Source organism: Janibacter sp. HTCC2649 (assembly GCF_000152705.1).
Classification (GTDB): domain Bacteria; phylum Actinomycetota; class Actinomycetes; order Actinomycetales; family Dermatophilaceae; genus Knoellia.
In genome coordinates this window covers 1,871,721-1,887,044 of record NZ_CH672413.1, presented here as the reverse complement: position 1 = coordinate 1,887,044, position 15,324 = coordinate 1,871,721, and the positions used below count along the sequence as shown (strand labels likewise).

At 69.1% G+C, this 15,324-nt stretch carries 16 protein-coding genes; 9 read left to right on the top strand and 7 right to left on the bottom strand.

The window, feature by feature from the left end:
* Window position 1 precedes the first annotated feature (1 nt).
* Window positions 2-373, top strand: coding sequence for a DUF779 domain-containing protein (locus JNB_RS09010; RefSeq protein WP_148232598.1), 372 nt, complete (start codon window positions 2-4; stop codon window positions 371-373).
* A 9-nt stretch (window positions 374-382) separates the two neighbouring features.
* The gene (locus tag JNB_RS09005) at window positions 383-1,669 is read left to right on the top strand and encodes an MFS transporter (protein WP_009776132.1); all 1,287 of its coding nucleotides are present in this window, start codon (window positions 383-385) and stop codon (window positions 1,667-1,669) included.
* A 28-nt stretch (window positions 1,670-1,697) separates the two neighbouring features.
* On the opposite strand, the gene JNB_RS09000 is transcribed toward JNB_RS09005, so the two are convergent.
* The 5 genes from JNB_RS09000 to JNB_RS08980 all read right to left on the bottom strand — a co-directional run bounded on the left by JNB_RS09000 (window position 1,698) and on the right by JNB_RS08980 (window position 5,937).
* Window positions 1,698-2,537 (bottom strand): DUF4394 domain-containing protein, encoded by an 840-nt coding sequence (locus tag JNB_RS09000; protein ID WP_009776131.1) that lies wholly within the window; start codon window positions 2,535-2,537, stop codon window positions 1,698-1,700.
* 67 nt (window positions 2,538-2,604) lie between these two features.
* Complete coding sequence (locus tag JNB_RS08995; RefSeq protein WP_009776130.1) at window positions 2,605-3,222, bottom strand: hypothetical protein; 618 nt, start codon at window positions 3,220-3,222, stop codon at window positions 2,605-2,607.
* Entirely contained in the window at window positions 3,219-3,806 is a 588-nt protein-coding gene (locus JNB_RS08990) for an RNA polymerase sigma factor (protein WP_009776129.1), read from the bottom strand. Before JNB_RS08990 ends, JNB_RS08995 begins: the two co-directional genes overlap by 4 nt.
* A gap of 73 nt (window positions 3,807-3,879) precedes the next feature.
* Window positions 3,880-4,515 carry a LysE family translocator gene (locus JNB_RS08985; protein WP_009776128.1) on the bottom strand — a complete coding sequence of 212 codons (636 nt, stop codon included), beginning with the start codon at window positions 4,513-4,515 and terminating at the stop codon, window positions 3,880-3,882.
* Window positions 4,516-4,518: 3 nt separating this feature from the next.
* Window positions 4,519-5,937 carry a mycothione reductase gene (locus tag JNB_RS08980; RefSeq protein WP_009776127.1) on the bottom strand — a complete coding sequence of 473 codons (1,419 nt, stop codon included), beginning with the start codon at window positions 5,935-5,937 and terminating at the stop codon, window positions 4,519-4,521.
* Window positions 5,938-6,159: 222 nt separating this feature from the next.
* On the opposite strand from JNB_RS08980, the gene JNB_RS08975 reads away from it, so the two are divergent.
* The gene (locus JNB_RS08975) at window positions 6,160-7,680 is read left to right on the top strand and encodes an HNH endonuclease signature motif containing protein (RefSeq protein WP_237700632.1); all 1,521 of its coding nucleotides are present in this window, start codon (window positions 6,160-6,162) and stop codon (window positions 7,678-7,680) included.
* Here JNB_RS08975 and JNB_RS08970 read toward each other — a convergent pair.
* Window positions 7,659-8,858: an NAD(P)/FAD-dependent oxidoreductase gene (locus JNB_RS08970; protein ID WP_009776125.1), complete on the bottom strand. Its 1,200-nt coding sequence runs from the start codon at window positions 8,856-8,858 to the stop codon at window positions 7,659-7,661. The genes JNB_RS08975 and JNB_RS08970 overlap by 22 nt on opposite strands.
* A gap of 80 nt (window positions 8,859-8,938) precedes the next feature.
* On the opposite strand from JNB_RS08970, the gene JNB_RS08965 reads away from it, so the two are divergent.
* Complete coding sequence (locus JNB_RS08965) at window positions 8,939-9,400, top strand: MarR family winged helix-turn-helix transcriptional regulator (protein WP_009776124.1); 462 nt, start codon at window positions 8,939-8,941, stop codon at window positions 9,398-9,400.
* Here JNB_RS08965 and JNB_RS08960 read toward each other — a convergent pair.
* Entirely contained in the window at window positions 9,363-10,643 is a 1,281-nt protein-coding gene (locus tag JNB_RS08960; protein WP_009776123.1) for an MFS transporter, read from the bottom strand. The two genes, JNB_RS08965 and JNB_RS08960, sit on opposite strands and share 38 nt — an antisense overlap.
* A 54-nt stretch (window positions 10,644-10,697) precedes the next feature.
* On the opposite strand from JNB_RS08960, the gene JNB_RS08955 reads away from it, so the two are divergent.
* From JNB_RS08955 to menD, 5 genes are all read left to right on the top strand, one after another.
* Entirely contained in the window at window positions 10,698-11,591 is an 894-nt protein-coding gene (locus JNB_RS08955; protein WP_009776122.1) for a winged helix-turn-helix transcriptional regulator, read from the top strand.
* A 91-nt stretch (window positions 11,592-11,682) separates the two neighbouring features.
* Window positions 11,683-11,925, top strand: coding sequence for a hypothetical protein (locus JNB_RS08950; protein WP_040883673.1), 243 nt, complete (start codon window positions 11,683-11,685; stop codon window positions 11,923-11,925).
* Window positions 11,922-13,136 (top strand): hypothetical protein, encoded by a 1,215-nt coding sequence (locus tag JNB_RS08945; RefSeq protein WP_009776120.1) that lies wholly within the window; start codon window positions 11,922-11,924, stop codon window positions 13,134-13,136. Before JNB_RS08950 ends, JNB_RS08945 begins: the two co-directional genes overlap by 4 nt.
* Window positions 13,133-13,591 carry a DUF3817 domain-containing protein gene (locus JNB_RS08940; protein WP_009776119.1) on the top strand — a complete coding sequence of 153 codons (459 nt, stop codon included), beginning with the start codon at window positions 13,133-13,135 and terminating at the stop codon, window positions 13,589-13,591. The genes JNB_RS08945 and JNB_RS08940 overlap by 4 nt, the downstream gene beginning before the upstream one ends.
* Window positions 13,591-15,306 (top strand): 2-succinyl-5-enolpyruvyl-6-hydroxy-3-cyclohexene-1-carboxylic-acid synthase, encoded by a 1,716-nt coding sequence (menD, locus tag JNB_RS08935; RefSeq protein WP_009776118.1) that lies wholly within the window; start codon window positions 13,591-13,593, stop codon window positions 15,304-15,306. Before JNB_RS08940 ends, menD begins: the two co-directional genes overlap by 1 nt.
* Window positions 15,307-15,324: the final 18 nt, after the last annotated feature.

Below are 15,324 nucleotides of genomic sequence, written 5' to 3'. Positions count from 1 at the left end.
GATGACCCGCGTGGATCTGTCCGCCTCGGCGGCGGAGCTCCTCGTCCGACTCGAGCGCATCCACGGTGCGCTGATGTTCCACCAGTCCGGCGGGTGCTGCGACGGGTCGTCGCCGATGTGCTTCCCGGTCGGCGACTTCATCACCTCGGACGCCGACGTGCTGCTCGGCACGTTGGCGCCCGAGGGGGTGACGCCGATCGAGTTCTGGATGAGCGTGACGCAGTACGAGTACTGGAAGCACACCCACCTCACCGTCGACGTCGTCCCCGGGCGGGGATCGGGCTTCTCGGTGGAGGCGCCCGAGGGCGTGCGGTTCCTCATCCGCAGCCGGCTCATGACCGAGGAGGAGCTCGTCGCGTTCGGTCTGCTCTAGGGTCACAGGGTGCCGCTGCTCCTCGACCTCGAACCGCTCAGGAGCAATCCGGACTACCGGCGCCTGTATGCCGGGTTCACCCTGTCGAATGTCGGCTCCCAGCTCGCTGTGGTCGCGATCGGCCTGCAGGTCTATGACCTCACGCGGTCCACGGGCTCGGTCGGCATCGTCGGGCTGTGCGCCCTCGTGCCCCTGGTCATCATGGGGCTCTACGGCGGGACCCTCGTCGACCACTTCGACCGACGCATCGTCGGGCTCATTGCGCAGTCCGTCGCCTTCCTGGTCAGCATCCTGTGCGCGCTCCAGGCGTGGATGGGCAACACCCAGGTGTGGGTTCTCTATGCGCTCGTCGCCGCGTGGAACGCCGCCTTTGCCGTGTCGTCACCGGCGCGCACCTCGATCTATCCGCGCATCCTGCGCCGCGATCAGTTGCCGGCCGCCAACGCGCTGTCGGTATTCGCGATGAATGCCTCGATGACGGTCGGGCCGCTGCTCGCGGGGTTCCTCGTCGACTGGGGTGGCTTCAAGACGGCGTACACCGTCGATGCGCTCATCACGACCGCGGCACTGTGGGGACTGGCCCGATTGCCCTCTCTCCCACCCGAACCCGCGCACGACAACGGCGACGGGGCCGTGAAGTCTCGCCCCGGCATACGCTCCGTTCTGGATGGTTTCTCGTTCCTCGCAACGCGACCCAACGTCCGCATGACCTTCATCGCCGACATCTGCGCGATGGTTCTGGCTCAACCGCGCGTGCTCTTCCCCGCCGCGGGTGCGGTGATCTTCGGGGGTGGGGCGACGACCGTGGGCGCCCTGTCGGCGGCGGCAGCTGTCGGTGGGATCGGCGCGATGTTCTTCTCCGGGCGGCTCGGCTCGGTGATCCACCAGGGGCGCGCCATCCTCATCTCGATCGTCGGCTGGGGCGCGGCGATCGCTGGTCTCGGCGCGGCGATGCTGGCGGCCGGTGACGTCCTCACCCGCGGGCAGGCCCTGTGGGTCGGGCTCGTGGCGATGGCCGTCGCCGGCGGGTCGGACTCGGTGAGTGCGGTCTTCCGGACGACGATCCTGCAGTCGGCGACACCTGACCATCTGCGCGGTCGGCTCCAGGGGGTCTTCATCGTCGTGGTGGCGGGTGGTCCTCGCCTCGGGGAGCTGCTCGGCGGGTTCGTCGCGGAGAACGTGGGCGAGGGCCTGACCGCCGTGATCGGCGGATTCGCCTGTGTCGCAGCGATTGTCGTCCTGGCCAAGCTGACGCCGAGCTTCCTGCGCTACGACGCCCGCAACCCCACCCCCTGACGGGCAGGGGATGGGGTGGGGCCGCAAGTCAGTCGTCGAGGGCGACAGCGAGGTCGGTGACGCCGCCGACACGGAGCTTGCCGATGGCCGGGGCGGCACCGGTGAGCAGGTCGACACGGTGCACCGTGCTGCCGACGACGGCATACGCCTTGATCTTGGTCGTCTTGCCCCGGCGCAGGTCGCTGTAGATGTCGAAGCCGATGTCGCCAGACACGTCCGCACCCAGGGCTCCCGTCGCGGCAGTTGATCCGGCGTTGGCCGGTGACTGGATGGCGACCTGGTCGCGCTCGGTGTCGATGACGAAGAGCGTGGTCGCCGTGGTGGCGTCGAGGTCGTTGTTCGTGTACGCCGCGGCCGTGACGCCCGTGGCCGGGACCGTTCCCGTGGCCGGTGCGATCGCCGGTCGGGTCAGGGGTCCGTCGACGATGGCGGCGGCAGCGGTGGCGAAGGGGACGCGCAGGTTCGTGCCGTTGGAGCTGACGATCCGCAGGGCGTTGGCGGCCGGGTTGAAGTCCACGCCGTAGGCGGAGCTGCCGTCGAGCGTGACGCGGGGACGGTCCTGGAGGACGGCCTTGCCACGCCGCGCGTCGAGGACGTAGATACCGCCCTGGTTGCCGACGCCGTAGAGCTCACCGTCCTGCACGCGGTAGTCGATGCCGATGAGCGCGGTGTCCTGGACGAGGCCCGTGACTGTCTGGGGGCTCGAGGCGCGACTCGGGCGCTCGGGGTCGAAGCCGACGAGCGTCGTGCCTCCCCCTGCGAGACCGACTGCCTTGGCCGAGCCGAACGCCGATGCGGCAGGAACGGTGCCGAGTCCGGCGACGATGACGGCGCCGGTGACTGCGAGGGCGATGGAGGTCTTCTTCATGATGGGTCTCCTGTGTCTGAGGCTGCATGGATGGCATGGATGGCATGGATTGAGTGGTGCGAGCGGGTCAGGTAAGGTCGGCGCGCATCACCTGCTCGTTGCTCGGGTTGCGGACGACCACGGCCCGCACATCGGCTCGTAGTGGTGCGGCGTTGAAGCGGCAGACCATGAGCACGTCGGCGACCGAGAGGAACGACCCTGCTTCGGTCGGGCCCGTCGTCGTCTCCAGACCGACGCGATAGACGGTGCCCGGAGGCAGGTCACGGACATCGAGCAGCACCTCGGTGCCCCACGTGTGGTTGATGAGTCTGGCGCTGGCGCTCACGCCAGCAGGGACGCCGGTGAGGGTCAGGGCCTCGGTCGGCACGGTTGGTTTGTCCTCGTCGCGGCCTCCCAGGACTCCGCTCGCGACCCCGCCACCGAGGGCGGCGCCGACCGTCGCCGCCGCGATGCCCACCAGAAGGGTCCGTCGGTTGCCGGGAAGGCGCGTGACGGGCGATTCGCCTGCGGCACTTGCTTGTTCGTCGCGCAGTTGGGCCGCTGCGCTCCGGATGGCCTCAATGCGGTCGGTCGGCGGCTCTCGCTGGTCGTCGTATCCCAAGGCTCGTCCCACCTCCATCAGGTCGTCGTCGTCGCGGGGGTCCCACAGGTCGTTGATCTCGTCGTCCTTCGGGTGATCTGTCATCGGTTCAACTCCTCGTACTCCGCGCGCAGCCGCCCCAGGGCCCGGCTCTGCGCCATGCGCACCGCGCCCGGCCGCTGTCCCGTCAGCGTTGCGACCGCCTGTGCGCCCAGCCCGGACACCACCCGCAGCTCGAGCAGCTCCTGCTCGGGGGCAGTCAGCCGGGCGAAAGCCCGCCGGACGATGTCGTGCTCGACCATGGCGACCACCTGCACCGCCGGATCGACGGAACTCGACGGCGCACCGTGCGGACGCAACCCCTCGGCAACCGGCTCCGAAAGCGTGGCCGGGTCGGCGGCATACGTGCGTGCGTCTGCCCGATAGGTCTCGAGCACCACGTTGCGGGCGATACCGAAGAGCCAGCCGTCGATGCCGACATCACCCCACACGAAACCGTCGATGCGGTGCATGGCGCGCGTGATGGTCTCGCTCACGGCGTCCTCGGCGGCGCCATCGCTGGAGAGGCGACGGCGCGCATAGGCGAAGAGTCGCGGGTAGGCGCGGCGATAGATCGCCTCCCACGCATCGGGGTCGGCGGTGCGCGCCCTCTCCACGAGGCGCTCCAGCTCCGTCGGTGATGTGTTCATCACCTGCTCATGACTCACCGAGTCAATTCGTCACACACCAGTTCTGAGATTGCCCTGGTGCGTGCGACGGTGGTCAGGCTGGGCGGTGACTCAGGGCCATCTTCGCGGCGAACGCGCCGAGCACCGTGCCACTCAGGAACCGCTGCGCCCGCATCGTCCGTGGGTGCTCACGCAGGTAGCCGGACACCTTGGCCGCGCCCAGCACGATGAGCCCGTTGACCCCAACGGCGATGGCGATCTGCACCGCGCCCAGCTGGACGAACTGCGTGAACGTCGAACCTGCCGCAGGGGAGATGAACTGTGGAATCAGCGCGGCATACAGGAGCGCGATCTTGGGGTTGAGCAGGTTCGTCATCAGCCCCATCGTGAAGAGCCGGGGGCGCGAGTGCGGCGCGAGCTCACGCGCATCGAACGGCGAGGCGCCGCCCGGGCGAAGCATTCCCCAGGCGAGGTGGGCGAGATAGGCGGCGCCCGCCAGCTTCACGACGGTGTATGCCGCCGGCACCTGTGCGAAGAGCGCCGACAGTCCGCAGGCGGCAGCCACGAGGTAGCAGAGGAAGCCAAGTGCCACGCCGGCGAGCGAGACCAGGCCAGCCGCGCGCCCTTGGGAGATCGAGCGTGAGGCGAGGTAGACCATGTTGGGGCCGGGGGTGAGCACCAGGCCGAGCGCGAGGAGCGCTACGCCGAGGATCGCTGTCGTGGAGACCATTCGTCAGTTCTCGGGCTCAAGCTCAAGGCCGAGCAGGGCGTTCTCGACGACCTCGGCGAGGGCGGGGTGAATCCAGTACTGACCGCGCGCGACCTCGTGCGCGTTCTGCCCGAACGACGCGGCCTGGATGAGTGGCTGGATGAGGGTCGAGGCGTTCGGCCCGAGGCAGTGGGCGCTGTGGATGAGCCCGGTCGTCGGGTCGGCGTAGACCGTGAGGATGCCGGTCGTGTCCTCGAGGGCCCACCCGTAGGCCGTGTCACCGAACGACTGCGTCTTGCTGACATAGGGCGTCCCGGCCTCGTCGAGCTCGGCCCTGGTCGGCCCGAAGGCCGCGATCTGCGGATGCCCGAAGACGGCGTGCGGCACGAACCGGTGGTCGGCCTCGATCGGCTCCCCGGCCAAGCGCCCGGCGTCGACGGCGAGGTTGTGCGCGACGACCCGCGCCTCGTGGTTGGCGACGTGCTTGAGCTGCCAGGAGTTCGCGACGTCGCCGAGGGCCCAGACACCCTCGGCCGACGTGTGCTGCTGCGCGTCGACGACGACCACCCCGCGGGCGTCGACGTCGATGCCACCGGCTTCGACCTCGAGGCGTGCGCCGTTGGGCGTGCGGCCCACGGCGATGAGCACCGCGTCCACCTCGACGTCGGTGTCGCCGTCGAGGCCCTTGAGCCCGAGTGTCCAGGTGCCGGCGTCGGAGCGAGTCGCCGACGACACGACTGTCTCGAGTCGCACGTCGTGCCGTCCCCGAGCCAACTCGGTGTAGCGCCGCGAGATCTCGGCGTCCTCGGCCCGAAGCAGCGCCCCCGACCGCTGGATCTGGGTGACCTCGACTCCCAGGGCACTGAAGACATGGGCGAACTCGCACGCCACGAACCCGCCGCCGACGATCGCCATCCGTCGCGGCAGCTCGTCCATCCGCATGACGGTGTCGCTCGTGTGAACTCCGCGGTCCGGGTCGACGCGGTCGAGCCCGTCGAGGTCGAGCAGGTCGGCGCGCGAACCAGCGGCGACGACGACACGATCGGCGGTGATCTCCTCGCCGGTCGACAGCGCAAGGCGACGTTCGCCGACAAAACGCGCAGTCGCGGCATACACGGTCACGTTGCCCTGGCTGCGCCGGTAGCGCTCACCACCCGCGGCGATCTGGTCGATGCGATCGGTGAAGATCCGGTCGCGGATGGCCGGCCAGTCGACGCTGACGTCTCGGCTGAACGTCACGCCGAGGCGCTCGGCCTCGCGCGACTCGATGACTCGGTCGGCGGGCAGCACGAGCATCTTGGTCGGGATGCAGCCGACGTTGAGGCAGGTGCCACCGAACTTCCCCTCCTCGACGATCGCGATGTCGAGGCCTTCGAGCTCTGGTGTGACGAGCGAGTTGCCCGACCCGGTGCCGATGATGATCAGGTCGTGGTGGGTCGCCATACCTTCAGCGTATGCCGTGTGGTCACCTGTCTCGCGGGCCGTTCCGTCGGCGGGTGTCAGAGGCTTCTGGTGGACTCTTTGTGTGGGTGGCCAGTCGTGGGGCGAGTGGCCGGTTCAGCCATGTTTGCGGACGCTGAAAGATGACGAGTTCCGCTGTGCTGCAGGCGAATTGGAGTGTGGATAACCTGCCGAGTGTCGGCGAACAGGTGTACGATGAGGAGCATGGAGGGGACACCATCACTCGCAGGGCCTGAGGTTCAGGTCTGCTCCTTCCTGTCCTCTTTGAGTGGCGTCGATCCCGAGGGATTGACCGAGCCGGAGCGGATCGCGGCAGTGTCCGCACTCGAGGCGTTGAAGGGTGCCGCGGCCGCTGCGCAAGCGCGTCTGACCGCCGCCGCTGTGGTGGATCGCGAAACATTGGGTGAGGACTCGCGCAGTGTCCGGGCCGACATCGCGCTGGCGCGGAAGTGCTCGCCGACGCTGGCGGATCAGCACGTCGGTGTCGCCAAGGCTCTCGTCAAGGAGATGCCCGAAACGATGGCCGCGCTGACCAGTGGTGAGCTCAGTGAACGTCGGGCGGGGATCCTGGTGCGCGAAACCGCGTGCCTGAGCGCGGAGCACCGCGCCGAGGTCGACAAGCAGTTGGCCCCAACCATGACCTCACTGGGTGACAAAGCCCTGGCCGGTGCAGCCCGGCGTGCCGGTGCCGCATTGGACGCGGAGTCGTTGGCTGAGCGGAACCGTCGCGCGGTCGCCTCCCGCCGCATGAGCGTTCGGCCCGCGGTGGATGGGATGGCGTGGTTGTCGATCCTGGGTCCGATGAAGGACGTCATCGGTGCCCACGTCGCCCTGACCGCTGAAGAGAAGCGACGTCACATCATCGACCCCACCCTGTCCCCCCAGGCGTGGGCGGCCGCCGCAGCAGAGGCCGACAGCCGAGGCAAGGGCGCCTGGCTGGCCGACCGCGCACTGGAGCTGTTGTCAGGTCGGGCGAAGGATCAGCCGCAGCCCGTCGAGGTCAACCTCGTCATGACCGACAAGGTGTTGCTCCCGGCAGCGTTCGGCGGTCAGGCCCCGGCCGATGACGTGGCCGTCATCCCCGGCTGGGGCCCGATCTCTGGCGAAGCGGCTCGCGCCCACATCGCCGACCTTTTGAACCACCGGACCGCCGCCAAGGACGCGTCGACGGGCGGCGACGACGCTGGTGCGGCTCGCGACGACGGTGCGTTCGTGTGGCTGCGTCGGCTGTTCACCGACCCAAGCGGGCGTGACCTCGTCGCCCTCGACTCCACCCGACGCCGCTTCCACGGCGGGCTACGGAAGTTCCTGCAACTGCGCGACCCCACCTGCCGGGTCCCGTGGTGCGACGCCCCAGCCATCGAAGCCGACCACGTCCACCCCGTCCACGACGGCGGCACCACGACGGGAGCCAACGCCGGAGGCCTCTGCAAACGCCACAACCAGATCAAGGAAGAGGTCGGCTGGTACTTCACCGTGCGGTCGACCGGGCTCGACGGAACGAGACCACACGGCATACGCATCCAAACCCCGACAGGTCGAGTCCACGACTCCACCGCACCGCCCATCCTGGGTGAGGGCTGGTCGTCGCCCGAACGCATACCCGACGAGTGGATGGACGACGTCCACCTCCAAGACCTACCCCTGCCAGAGGACCCCTGGGGCGGATGGATTCCGGACCCGCCAGACGACTGGTTCTACCTTCACGCCGAGTTGGTTGCCTGACGCTCCTCCCAATGGAGCCGGTGGTCGTACATCCAGGCCGTGTTCTTCGGCGTCACGGCGTACTTGAAGATCGCGCGCAGCATGACCTGCTGGAACGCGCCCGGTGACTTGGTGCTGCTGCTGCGGGCGCCGGTCTTCACGATCTTCTCGACCCGCGCGCGCCGGCGGGACTCGTAGGCCGCGAACGCCGAGTCGACGTCGGGCAGGTCGCGCAGGCACTGGGCCAGGACTACGGCATCCTCAGCGGCCATCGACGCACCCTGACCACTGGACGGCGCTGGGGCATGAGCGGCGTCCCCGATGACGATCATCCGATCGCGATGCCAGGTGGGTACGTGCCCGAGGTCATGGGTGTTGTCTCCGGTGAGCTCGAGGACGCCTCCTTCGATGATGCGCGTGGCGGGTCCGGTGTCGCCGTCCATGAGAGTGATGAGCTTCTGGCGCCACTGGTCGTCGGTGGTGCGAGCGCGCTCCTCGGGGGAGATGGCGGGTTCCGGCACGTTGACGAACCAGACGACGTCACCGTTGGGGTGGACGTGATGGCCGAAGAACGCGCGCTTGCCGAAGACCATGCGCCACTGCTCCGTCACGGCATCCACGCCGTCGAGCACGGCAGCGCCCCCGGGCATGACGCCACCAAAGTTGGTGAGCCCGACGTAGCGCGCAGCCGGTGCTGCCGGATCGATGAGGCAACGAGTGGGCGAGTGGACGCCATCGGTGCCAATGAGCAGGTCGCCGGTGAGGGTCGTGCCGTCGGCGAGGGTCGCGTGGACCTCGTCCCCGTCTCGTCGGGCGTCGATGAGGCCGGCGTTCCACCGGAAGGTGATGCCACGGCGCACCGCCTCGTGGACCAGGGCGGCGGTGAGCTCGGAGCGCTTCATCGTCAGCGCGGGAGTGCCATCGGCGAGCGGAGCGCCCAGGGGCAGGGCGCCGAGCTCGCGACCGGTCGCACCGACGAGGACATTGCGGAGGGTCGGGCTGCCGAGGCCCTTGGCGAGGTCGAGGACACCGACCGCATCCATCGCGTCGAGACCGTTGGGGGAGAACGAGAACCACGAACCGGACCGGGGGTCTGGAGGGCCGTGTCGCTCGACGACAACGGCTTCGATGCCTGCCCGCTGGAGGGCCATGGCCGTGAGTGGGCCGGCCACGCCGGCTCCGACGACGATTGCCTTCATGGCTATCCTTTCGTGAGAACTCAGTACTATTCGACAGATGCGACTATTCGAGAATCTGATAGTTCGAGAATCGAAAGATAATGCCGAAGGTCACACGCCGTCAACTCATCGCTGACGTGGGCGCTGCCACGCAGGCCTACCAGCGCGCCACGCAGGCCCTCGATGACGAGGTCGGGCGCGCTCTTGGAGTGGGTCCGGCGGATCTGCGTTGTCTCGACTGGCTCGTCGACCAGCCGCGGTCAGCGAGCGAGCTCGCCCGCCGGGTGGGCCTGACTCCCGCGGCCACGACGTCGATGATCGACCGGTTGGAGCGCAAGGGATTCGTGCGACGCACGGCCGACCCGGCGGACCGTCGGCGCGTCCTCGTCGAGATGACGCAGGAGGGGCAGGAGCAGACCTGGAAGCTCTATGAGCCGATGGTCATCGAGGGCATGCCGCTGCTCGAGGGATGCACGACGGCTGAACTCGAGTTGCTCATGAAGCACCTCACCGCTGTCCGCGAGATCACTGAGCGCTACGAGGAGCGTCTGCGTTCGCGTTGAGTGGGGCGGGCGAGTCGGTCTCGTCAAGGTCCGTCAGGTCGCGCAGCGTGCCGATGCGGCTCAGGAGCACGATCGCAACGTCGATGACGCCGACCGCGGCAAAGATGACCAGGGCCCACCGTGCACCCACCCAGGTCGCGACGAGGCCAGCGACCAGCCCGCCGACCGGGATGGCTCCCCAGGACACGAACCGCACGGTTGCCATGACGCGCGACAACATCTCCGGCGGGCTCGCCTGCTGGCGATAGGTCCGGGTCGCGGTGCTGAAGATGACCACCCCGCCGGCGAAGAGGACATTGCCCAAGGCGAAGAACAGCCACGCCACCCAGCCGTTGCCGATCGGGATGAGCAGCCCTCCGACGAACGACACGATCGACGACGCCACACACGCCCGCGCCGACCCGAGCCTGCGGACCACGCGCGGCGACAAGGCCGCCCCGATGAGTGACCCCACGCCCTCGGCCGCCAAGAGGAACCCGACGAAGGCTGCGGGAGTGTCAAGATCGCGCACGAGGTACAGCGCGAACAGCGCCAGCTGCGCGCCGCAGACGAAGTTGATCGCCGTGGCCGACCACATGCACGGCGCCATGACCGGGTGGCGCGTGACGTAGCGCCACCCCTCGCCGATCATCTGGCGCATCGGCGGCCGGTCCTCGGAGGCATCGGCAACGGCCGGGCGCGAGGGCAGGCTCCGCAGGAGTGCCGCGGACACGACGTAGCTCACGGCATCCACGAGCAGCGTCGGCACCGCGCCGAAGGCCTGGATGGCGAGCCCGCCGATCGACGGGCCGCCGAGCTGGGTCGAGGCGTGGGTCGCGGACATGAGGCTGTTGCGCTCGTGCAGCTGCTCGCGCGGCACGACGATCGGCAGGAAGGTCGAGTTCGCGACGTCGAACATCACGTTGGCGAAGCTGATGACCAGCGCCACGACGACGAGCTGGGTGATCGTGAGGTGACCCGACCACCACGCGATCGGCACCGACGCGACCGCCAGTGCGCGGGCCAGGTCCATCGTCACCTGGGTGCCGCGCAGGGGGAGGCGGGCCACGAGCGCACCGGCCGGAAGTCCGATCACGAGCCACGCGGCGTACGAGGCCGCGGCGATGAGGCCCATCTGCAACGGCGTGGCATCAAGGACCTTGAGCGCGGTGAGCGGCAGGGCGATCGCTCCGACCGCGGACCCCAGGTTGCTCGAGGCGCTCGCGCTCCAGTAGGTCCAGAACGAGCGTGCATCCCCAGTCATCGTGCGTCCTCCAGAGTGAGTAAGTTCCATATTGAAACGGACTATACTCACACCATGAGACGAGAGGACCTGGCCGACGAGGACTGCGGCATCGCCCAGTCGCTCGGCGTGCTCGGGGACTGGTGGACCTTCCTCATCGTTCGTGACGTCGCCGGGGGAGTGACTCGCTTCGATGCCCTTCAGCGCGAGCTCGGCATCAGCCGCCGCGCCCTCACCGAGCGGCTCGCCGGTCTCGTCGCCGACGGAGTGCTCGACAAACGCGCCTACTCGGAGCGACCGCCGCGCCACGACTACGTCCTCACGCCCAAGGGCGAAGGCCTGCTCCCCGTGCTCGTCGCCCTCCAGGACTGGGGCGCCCGCCACGTCCTCGGCGACGGGTCAGTGAGCGCAGGCATCACCGCCGACTCGGCCGAGTCGCGCCGCGTCGGCGACCTCGTGGGGCACGCACTGCCACCGATCACTCTGACCGGGCACGACGGCATACGCGTCGCGTTGTCGTCTGGTTCGTGGACCGTTCTCTTCTGTATGCCGGGTGCCTGGGCCCCTGCGGCACAGGGCTATTCGCCCGGTTGGGGTGAGATCCCGGGTGCCGCTGGGTGCACCGTCGAAGCGATGGCGTATGCCGCCCAGCACGACGCGTTTGCGGCTCGCGGTGTCGTGGTGCACGGGGTGAGTACGCAGCGGCCGGATCAGCAGGCGGCGTTTGCCGAGCACGCGTCGTTGCCCTACGTGTTGTTGTCGGACGAGGACGTGTCGCTGGCGGGGGCGCTGCGGCTGCCGACGTTCCGTGCGGGTGGGGTCGACCGGCTCAAGCGCGTGACGCTCGTTGTGGATCCGGCGGGTGTGGTGCGGGCCGTGCAGGCTCCGGTGACCGATCCAGCCGGCTCGGCGTTGGAGATGCTCGGTGTCCTGGACGAGTTGATGGCTGGGGTCGCGACCTCCGCCTGAACTGTCCACAGGGGAGTTGGGGCGCCCGGGTTTTCCACAGATTGCCCGCGCGTCGTGGACGCGAATGTCGCTGCGGGCGTTGGCTGTTCGCATGGTCAACACAGGGGATCTGAGGGAACGTGCACGACGATGGCGCATCGCCGCCGAGGACACTCGCGCGGAGTGCGCCATGCTCCGCAAGGTGGCCGAGCTGAGTTGGCGCGCGCCCTCGGCCGAGCAGTTCCGGCGGGTCATCACGACCCGGGTGCGCGAGCTGCGCGAACTCGCCGAGCGCGAAGATGCCGTTGCTGATCTCCTCGATCGCGTGGCCGACTCCGCCGAGCAGGCGGCGTGAGTGACGACTTCCGGGTCACGGGGGGAGCGGGAGGCATCGAGGTCGCCGTCGAGGAACTGCGCCGGGCGGCAGTGGTTCTGCGCCGCACCGCCGAAGTTGTTGAGGACGTCACCCCTCGTGAGTCGACCGTTGAGGTGCCGACTCCGGTCGCGCCCGCGGGCGGGGTCGACTGGGGCCTGGGCGCTCGTGCCCTCGGGTCGCCCGTCGATCTCGCGCCGCTGGTCGGCCGCTGCCGTCGGGAGCTCACGGATGTGATCGCCGGAGTGGCTGGCGCGGTCGAGCGTCTCCACGACCTTGCGCATTCGGTGACGAGCGCGGCGGCGACCTACGAGTGGGGTGAGGGTGCTGTGCGTGGACTCGTTGGAGGACTGCACGCGCAGGCGATGACGAGCGCCTGGCTCATCACCGAGATCATGGGCCAGCCGTACGGACTGCTCGACGAAGGTTCGGGATGGGATGTCGACGTCAGGTCGGTGGAGCCCCTGGGGAAGGTGCCGCCGCCGACCTCGACGGCCTCGCTGCTCGCCGGGGTGGAGTCGCTCGGGGTCGATGGCCGGGTCAGGGTCATTGAAGTGCCCGCGGCCGACGGAACCACCACGTGGGTGCTGCAGGTCCCTGGGACACAGGGCCCCTTGCTGCAGGGGTTGTTCAGGGGTGGTGAGATTCCCATGGACTGGCCGGCAAACGTCTCACTGATGCTCCGGGCGACGAGTGCCTCCAAGGTCGCGGCCGCGAAGGCTCTCGACCTGGCGCAGGCAGGTAGGGCGGGGCCTCGGGACCACGTCGTCATCGTGGGGCACAGCCAGGGTGGCATCGTCGCAGCCGCTCTGGCGTCCGACCCGGCCTTCACCCGGAACCACCGCGTGAGCCAGGTCCTCACGGCAGGGTCGCCGATCGATGCCTTTCCCATCCCGGACTCGACGTCGGTGTTGTCGCTGCAGCACGCCACCGATGCCGTGCCGATGCTCGACGTCTCGCCACCGCCCGAGCGGCGCAACTGGACGACGGTGGTGGCCGCCGCCCCCGCTGGTGTCTTCGCGCACTCCCTCACGGGATACGGCGTGACCGCCGCTCGAGCGCAGGAGTCCGGTGACGTCGCCCTTCGGCAGTGGCGAGCCGATCTGGCCCCCGCACTCACGGTCGCGCCGGGCTCGACCCCGGTGGTGCATGAGTTCCGCACCAGGCGGCGATGGCAGAATCGCGACTCGTGACCCCCAAACTGCTGTTCCGCCGGGTAGCCATCGCCGAGGCGATCACCTGGGCCCTGCTCCTCATCGGGATGTTCCTCAAGTACGTCACCGAGACGACCGAGCTCGGGGTGCGGATCTTCGGGATGGTGCACGGGGTCGTCTTCATCACCTATGGCCTCATCGCGCTCGCGACGTGGATCAACCAGAAGTGGTCGCTCCGCACCGGCCTCCTCGCGCTCGTGAGTGCCGTGCCGCCGTTCGCGACGATCATCTTCGACCGCAGCGCGGAGTCGGCCGGTCAGCTCGAGGGGCCCTGGCGCTTCGGTTCTGGTGGGGACGCTCCGGTGTCACTGCCGGAGCGCGTCCTGGCGTGGCTCACCCGCAACCCTGCGCTCGCGGCCGTGGTCGGCGTCGTTGCTGTCGCTGGCCTCACCGGTGTTGCACTGTTCGTCGGCCCGCCCGCGTCGGGCAGCTGATGAACCCGTCCACCGCGCTCGCTCGCGTCCTCGTCGACGAGCTGATCCGTGGTGGCGTTCGCGAGGTCGTCCTCGCTCCCGGTTCGCGCTCCGCGCCCCTTGCGTATGCCGTCCAGCAGGCCGAGCGCGAAGGTCGCCTTCGTCTGCACGTGCGTGTGGATGAGCGGACCGCCGGCTTCCTTGCGTTGGGGCTCGCAAAGGGTTCTCACACACCGGTTCCCGTGATCACGACGTCGGGCACTGCCGTGGCGAACCTGCATCCGTCCGTGCTCGAGGCGCACCACACGGGCGTGCCTCTTGTTGTCGTGTCGGCGGATCGTCCTGCCGAGTTGCGGGGGACCGGGGCGAACCAGACGACTGTCCAGCCGGGCATGTTCGGTCCTGCCGTCCGCTGGTCGGCGGACGTGCCGGCGCCCGAGCTCGTGGAGTCCGTCGGCGCCTTCCACCGCTCCACGGTGTGCCGCGCCCTGGTGGCAGCCCGAGGAACCGCCGCGGATGGCCACCCCGGCCCGGATGCTGGCCCGGTCCACCTCAACGTCTCCTTCCGCGACCCCCTGACTCCAGATCTCGGTGATGACTTCGAGGTGCATGCCGGGCGTGACGACGGAGACCCGTGGGTTCGCACCCCAAGGGGCGGATGGTTCGCCGGTCACAGCGCTGGCTTCAAGCACGTCCCGCGGACGCTCGTCGTCCTCGGTGACCTCGCGCGATCACCCGTCTCCTCGGCGCAGGTCGTGAGCTGGGCCGTCTCTCGCGGGTATCCCGTTGTCGCAGAGCCTTTCGGAGTGCATGACCGCACGGCTGTGGTGCCCCACGGGCCGCTGCTCCTCACCGCCGGAGACTGGCTCGCCGACCATCTCCCGGAGCGCGTTCTCGTCGTCGGCCGCATCACCTTGTCGCGTGCCGTGGCGTCGCTGCTGCGCACGGATGGCCTGCGCGTCGAGGTGTTCACCGGCTCGCCGCAGTGGCCCGACCCCGGCCACGTCGTCCACGAAGTGCACTCCTTGATGACGTTCGCCGGCAGATCGCCGGAGGCCGCTGACCCTGAGTGGTCGAACGGTTGGGCTGGCGCCGGATCGGCTGTGGCTCAGGCGGTTCAGGACCAGAGATCTCCGTGGGGCACGGGGTTGGCAGTGGCCTCGGTGGTGGGTGAATCCCTGCCCGAGGATGCTCAGCTGTTCGTCGGGTCCTCCAACCCGGTGCGCGACCTCGACCTCGGCATGAGCCGCGAGTCGGCCGTCTCCGTCGTCGCCAACCGTGGCCTGGCCGGGATCGACGGCTGCCTGTCGACCGCGATCGGCCTCGCCCTGACGACCGATGCACCGAGCTATGCGTGGGTGGGTGACCTGACCTTCCTCCACGACTCCAACGCCCTCGCGTTTGGACCGGACGAACCGCGGCCGAACCTCACGATCCTCGTCACCAACGACGGAGGTGGCGGCATCTTCCGCACCCTCGAGCACGGAGCGCCCGAGCGGGCAGACGACTTCGGCCGCATTTTCGCCACCCCGACGGGAACCGACTTCGGGGCACTGTGCCGGGCACACGGCATACGCCACGTTCTTGCGACCACGCGCGAAGCGGCAGCCGAAGCGCTGTCCGCAGCTCCCGACGGGATCACCGTCGTCGAGGTGCCGATCGACGCGGAGTCGCACCGCGGCGCGCACGAGCGGCTGCGCCGGATCGCGCGCGAAGCCCTGGCGATTTCGGAGTGAGCGCGCGACTTGCGAGAA

Excerpts from the sequence above, each read along its gene's own strand:
- JNB_RS08960 (WP_009776123.1), bottom strand. The coding sequence starts at position 10,643 with ATGACTGGGGATGCACGCTCGTTCTGGACCTACTGGAGCGCGAGCGCC.
- JNB_RS08975 (WP_237700632.1), top strand. The coding sequence starts at position 6,160 with ATGGAGGGGACACCATCACTCGCAGGGCCTGAGGTTCAGGTCTGCTCC.
- menD (WP_009776118.1), top strand. The coding sequence starts at position 13,591 with ATGAACCCGTCCACCGCGCTCGCTCGCGTCCTCGTCGACGAGCTGATC.
- JNB_RS08950 (WP_040883673.1), top strand. The coding sequence starts at position 11,683 with ATGGTCAACACAGGGGATCTGAGGGAACGTGCACGACGATGGCGCATC.
- JNB_RS08965 (WP_009776124.1), top strand. The coding sequence starts at position 8,939 with ATGCCGAAGGTCACACGCCGTCAACTCATCGCTGACGTGGGCGCTGCC.
- JNB_RS09000 (WP_009776131.1), bottom strand. The coding sequence starts at position 2,537 with ATGAAGAAGACCTCCATCGCCCTCGCAGTCACCGGCGCCGTCATCGTC.
- JNB_RS09010 (WP_148232598.1), top strand. The coding sequence starts at position 2 with ATGACCCGCGTGGATCTGTCCGCCTCGGCGGCGGAGCTCCTCGTCCGA.
- JNB_RS08970 (WP_009776125.1), bottom strand. The coding sequence starts at position 8,858 with ATGAAGGCAATCGTCGTCGGAGCCGGCGTGGCCGGCCCACTCACGGCC.
- JNB_RS08980 (WP_009776127.1), bottom strand. The coding sequence starts at position 5,937 with ATGGCGACCCACCACGACCTGATCATCATCGGCACCGGGTCGGGCAAC.
- JNB_RS08990 (WP_009776129.1), bottom strand. The coding sequence starts at position 3,806 with ATGAACACATCACCGACGGAGCTGGAGCGCCTCGTGGAGAGGGCGCGC.
- JNB_RS08955 (WP_009776122.1), top strand. The coding sequence starts at position 10,698 with ATGAGACGAGAGGACCTGGCCGACGAGGACTGCGGCATCGCCCAGTCG.
- JNB_RS08995 (WP_009776130.1), bottom strand. The coding sequence starts at position 3,222 with ATGACAGATCACCCGAAGGACGACGAGATCAACGACCTGTGGGACCCC.
- JNB_RS08985 (WP_009776128.1), bottom strand. The coding sequence starts at position 4,515 with ATGGTCTCCACGACAGCGATCCTCGGCGTAGCGCTCCTCGCGCTCGGC.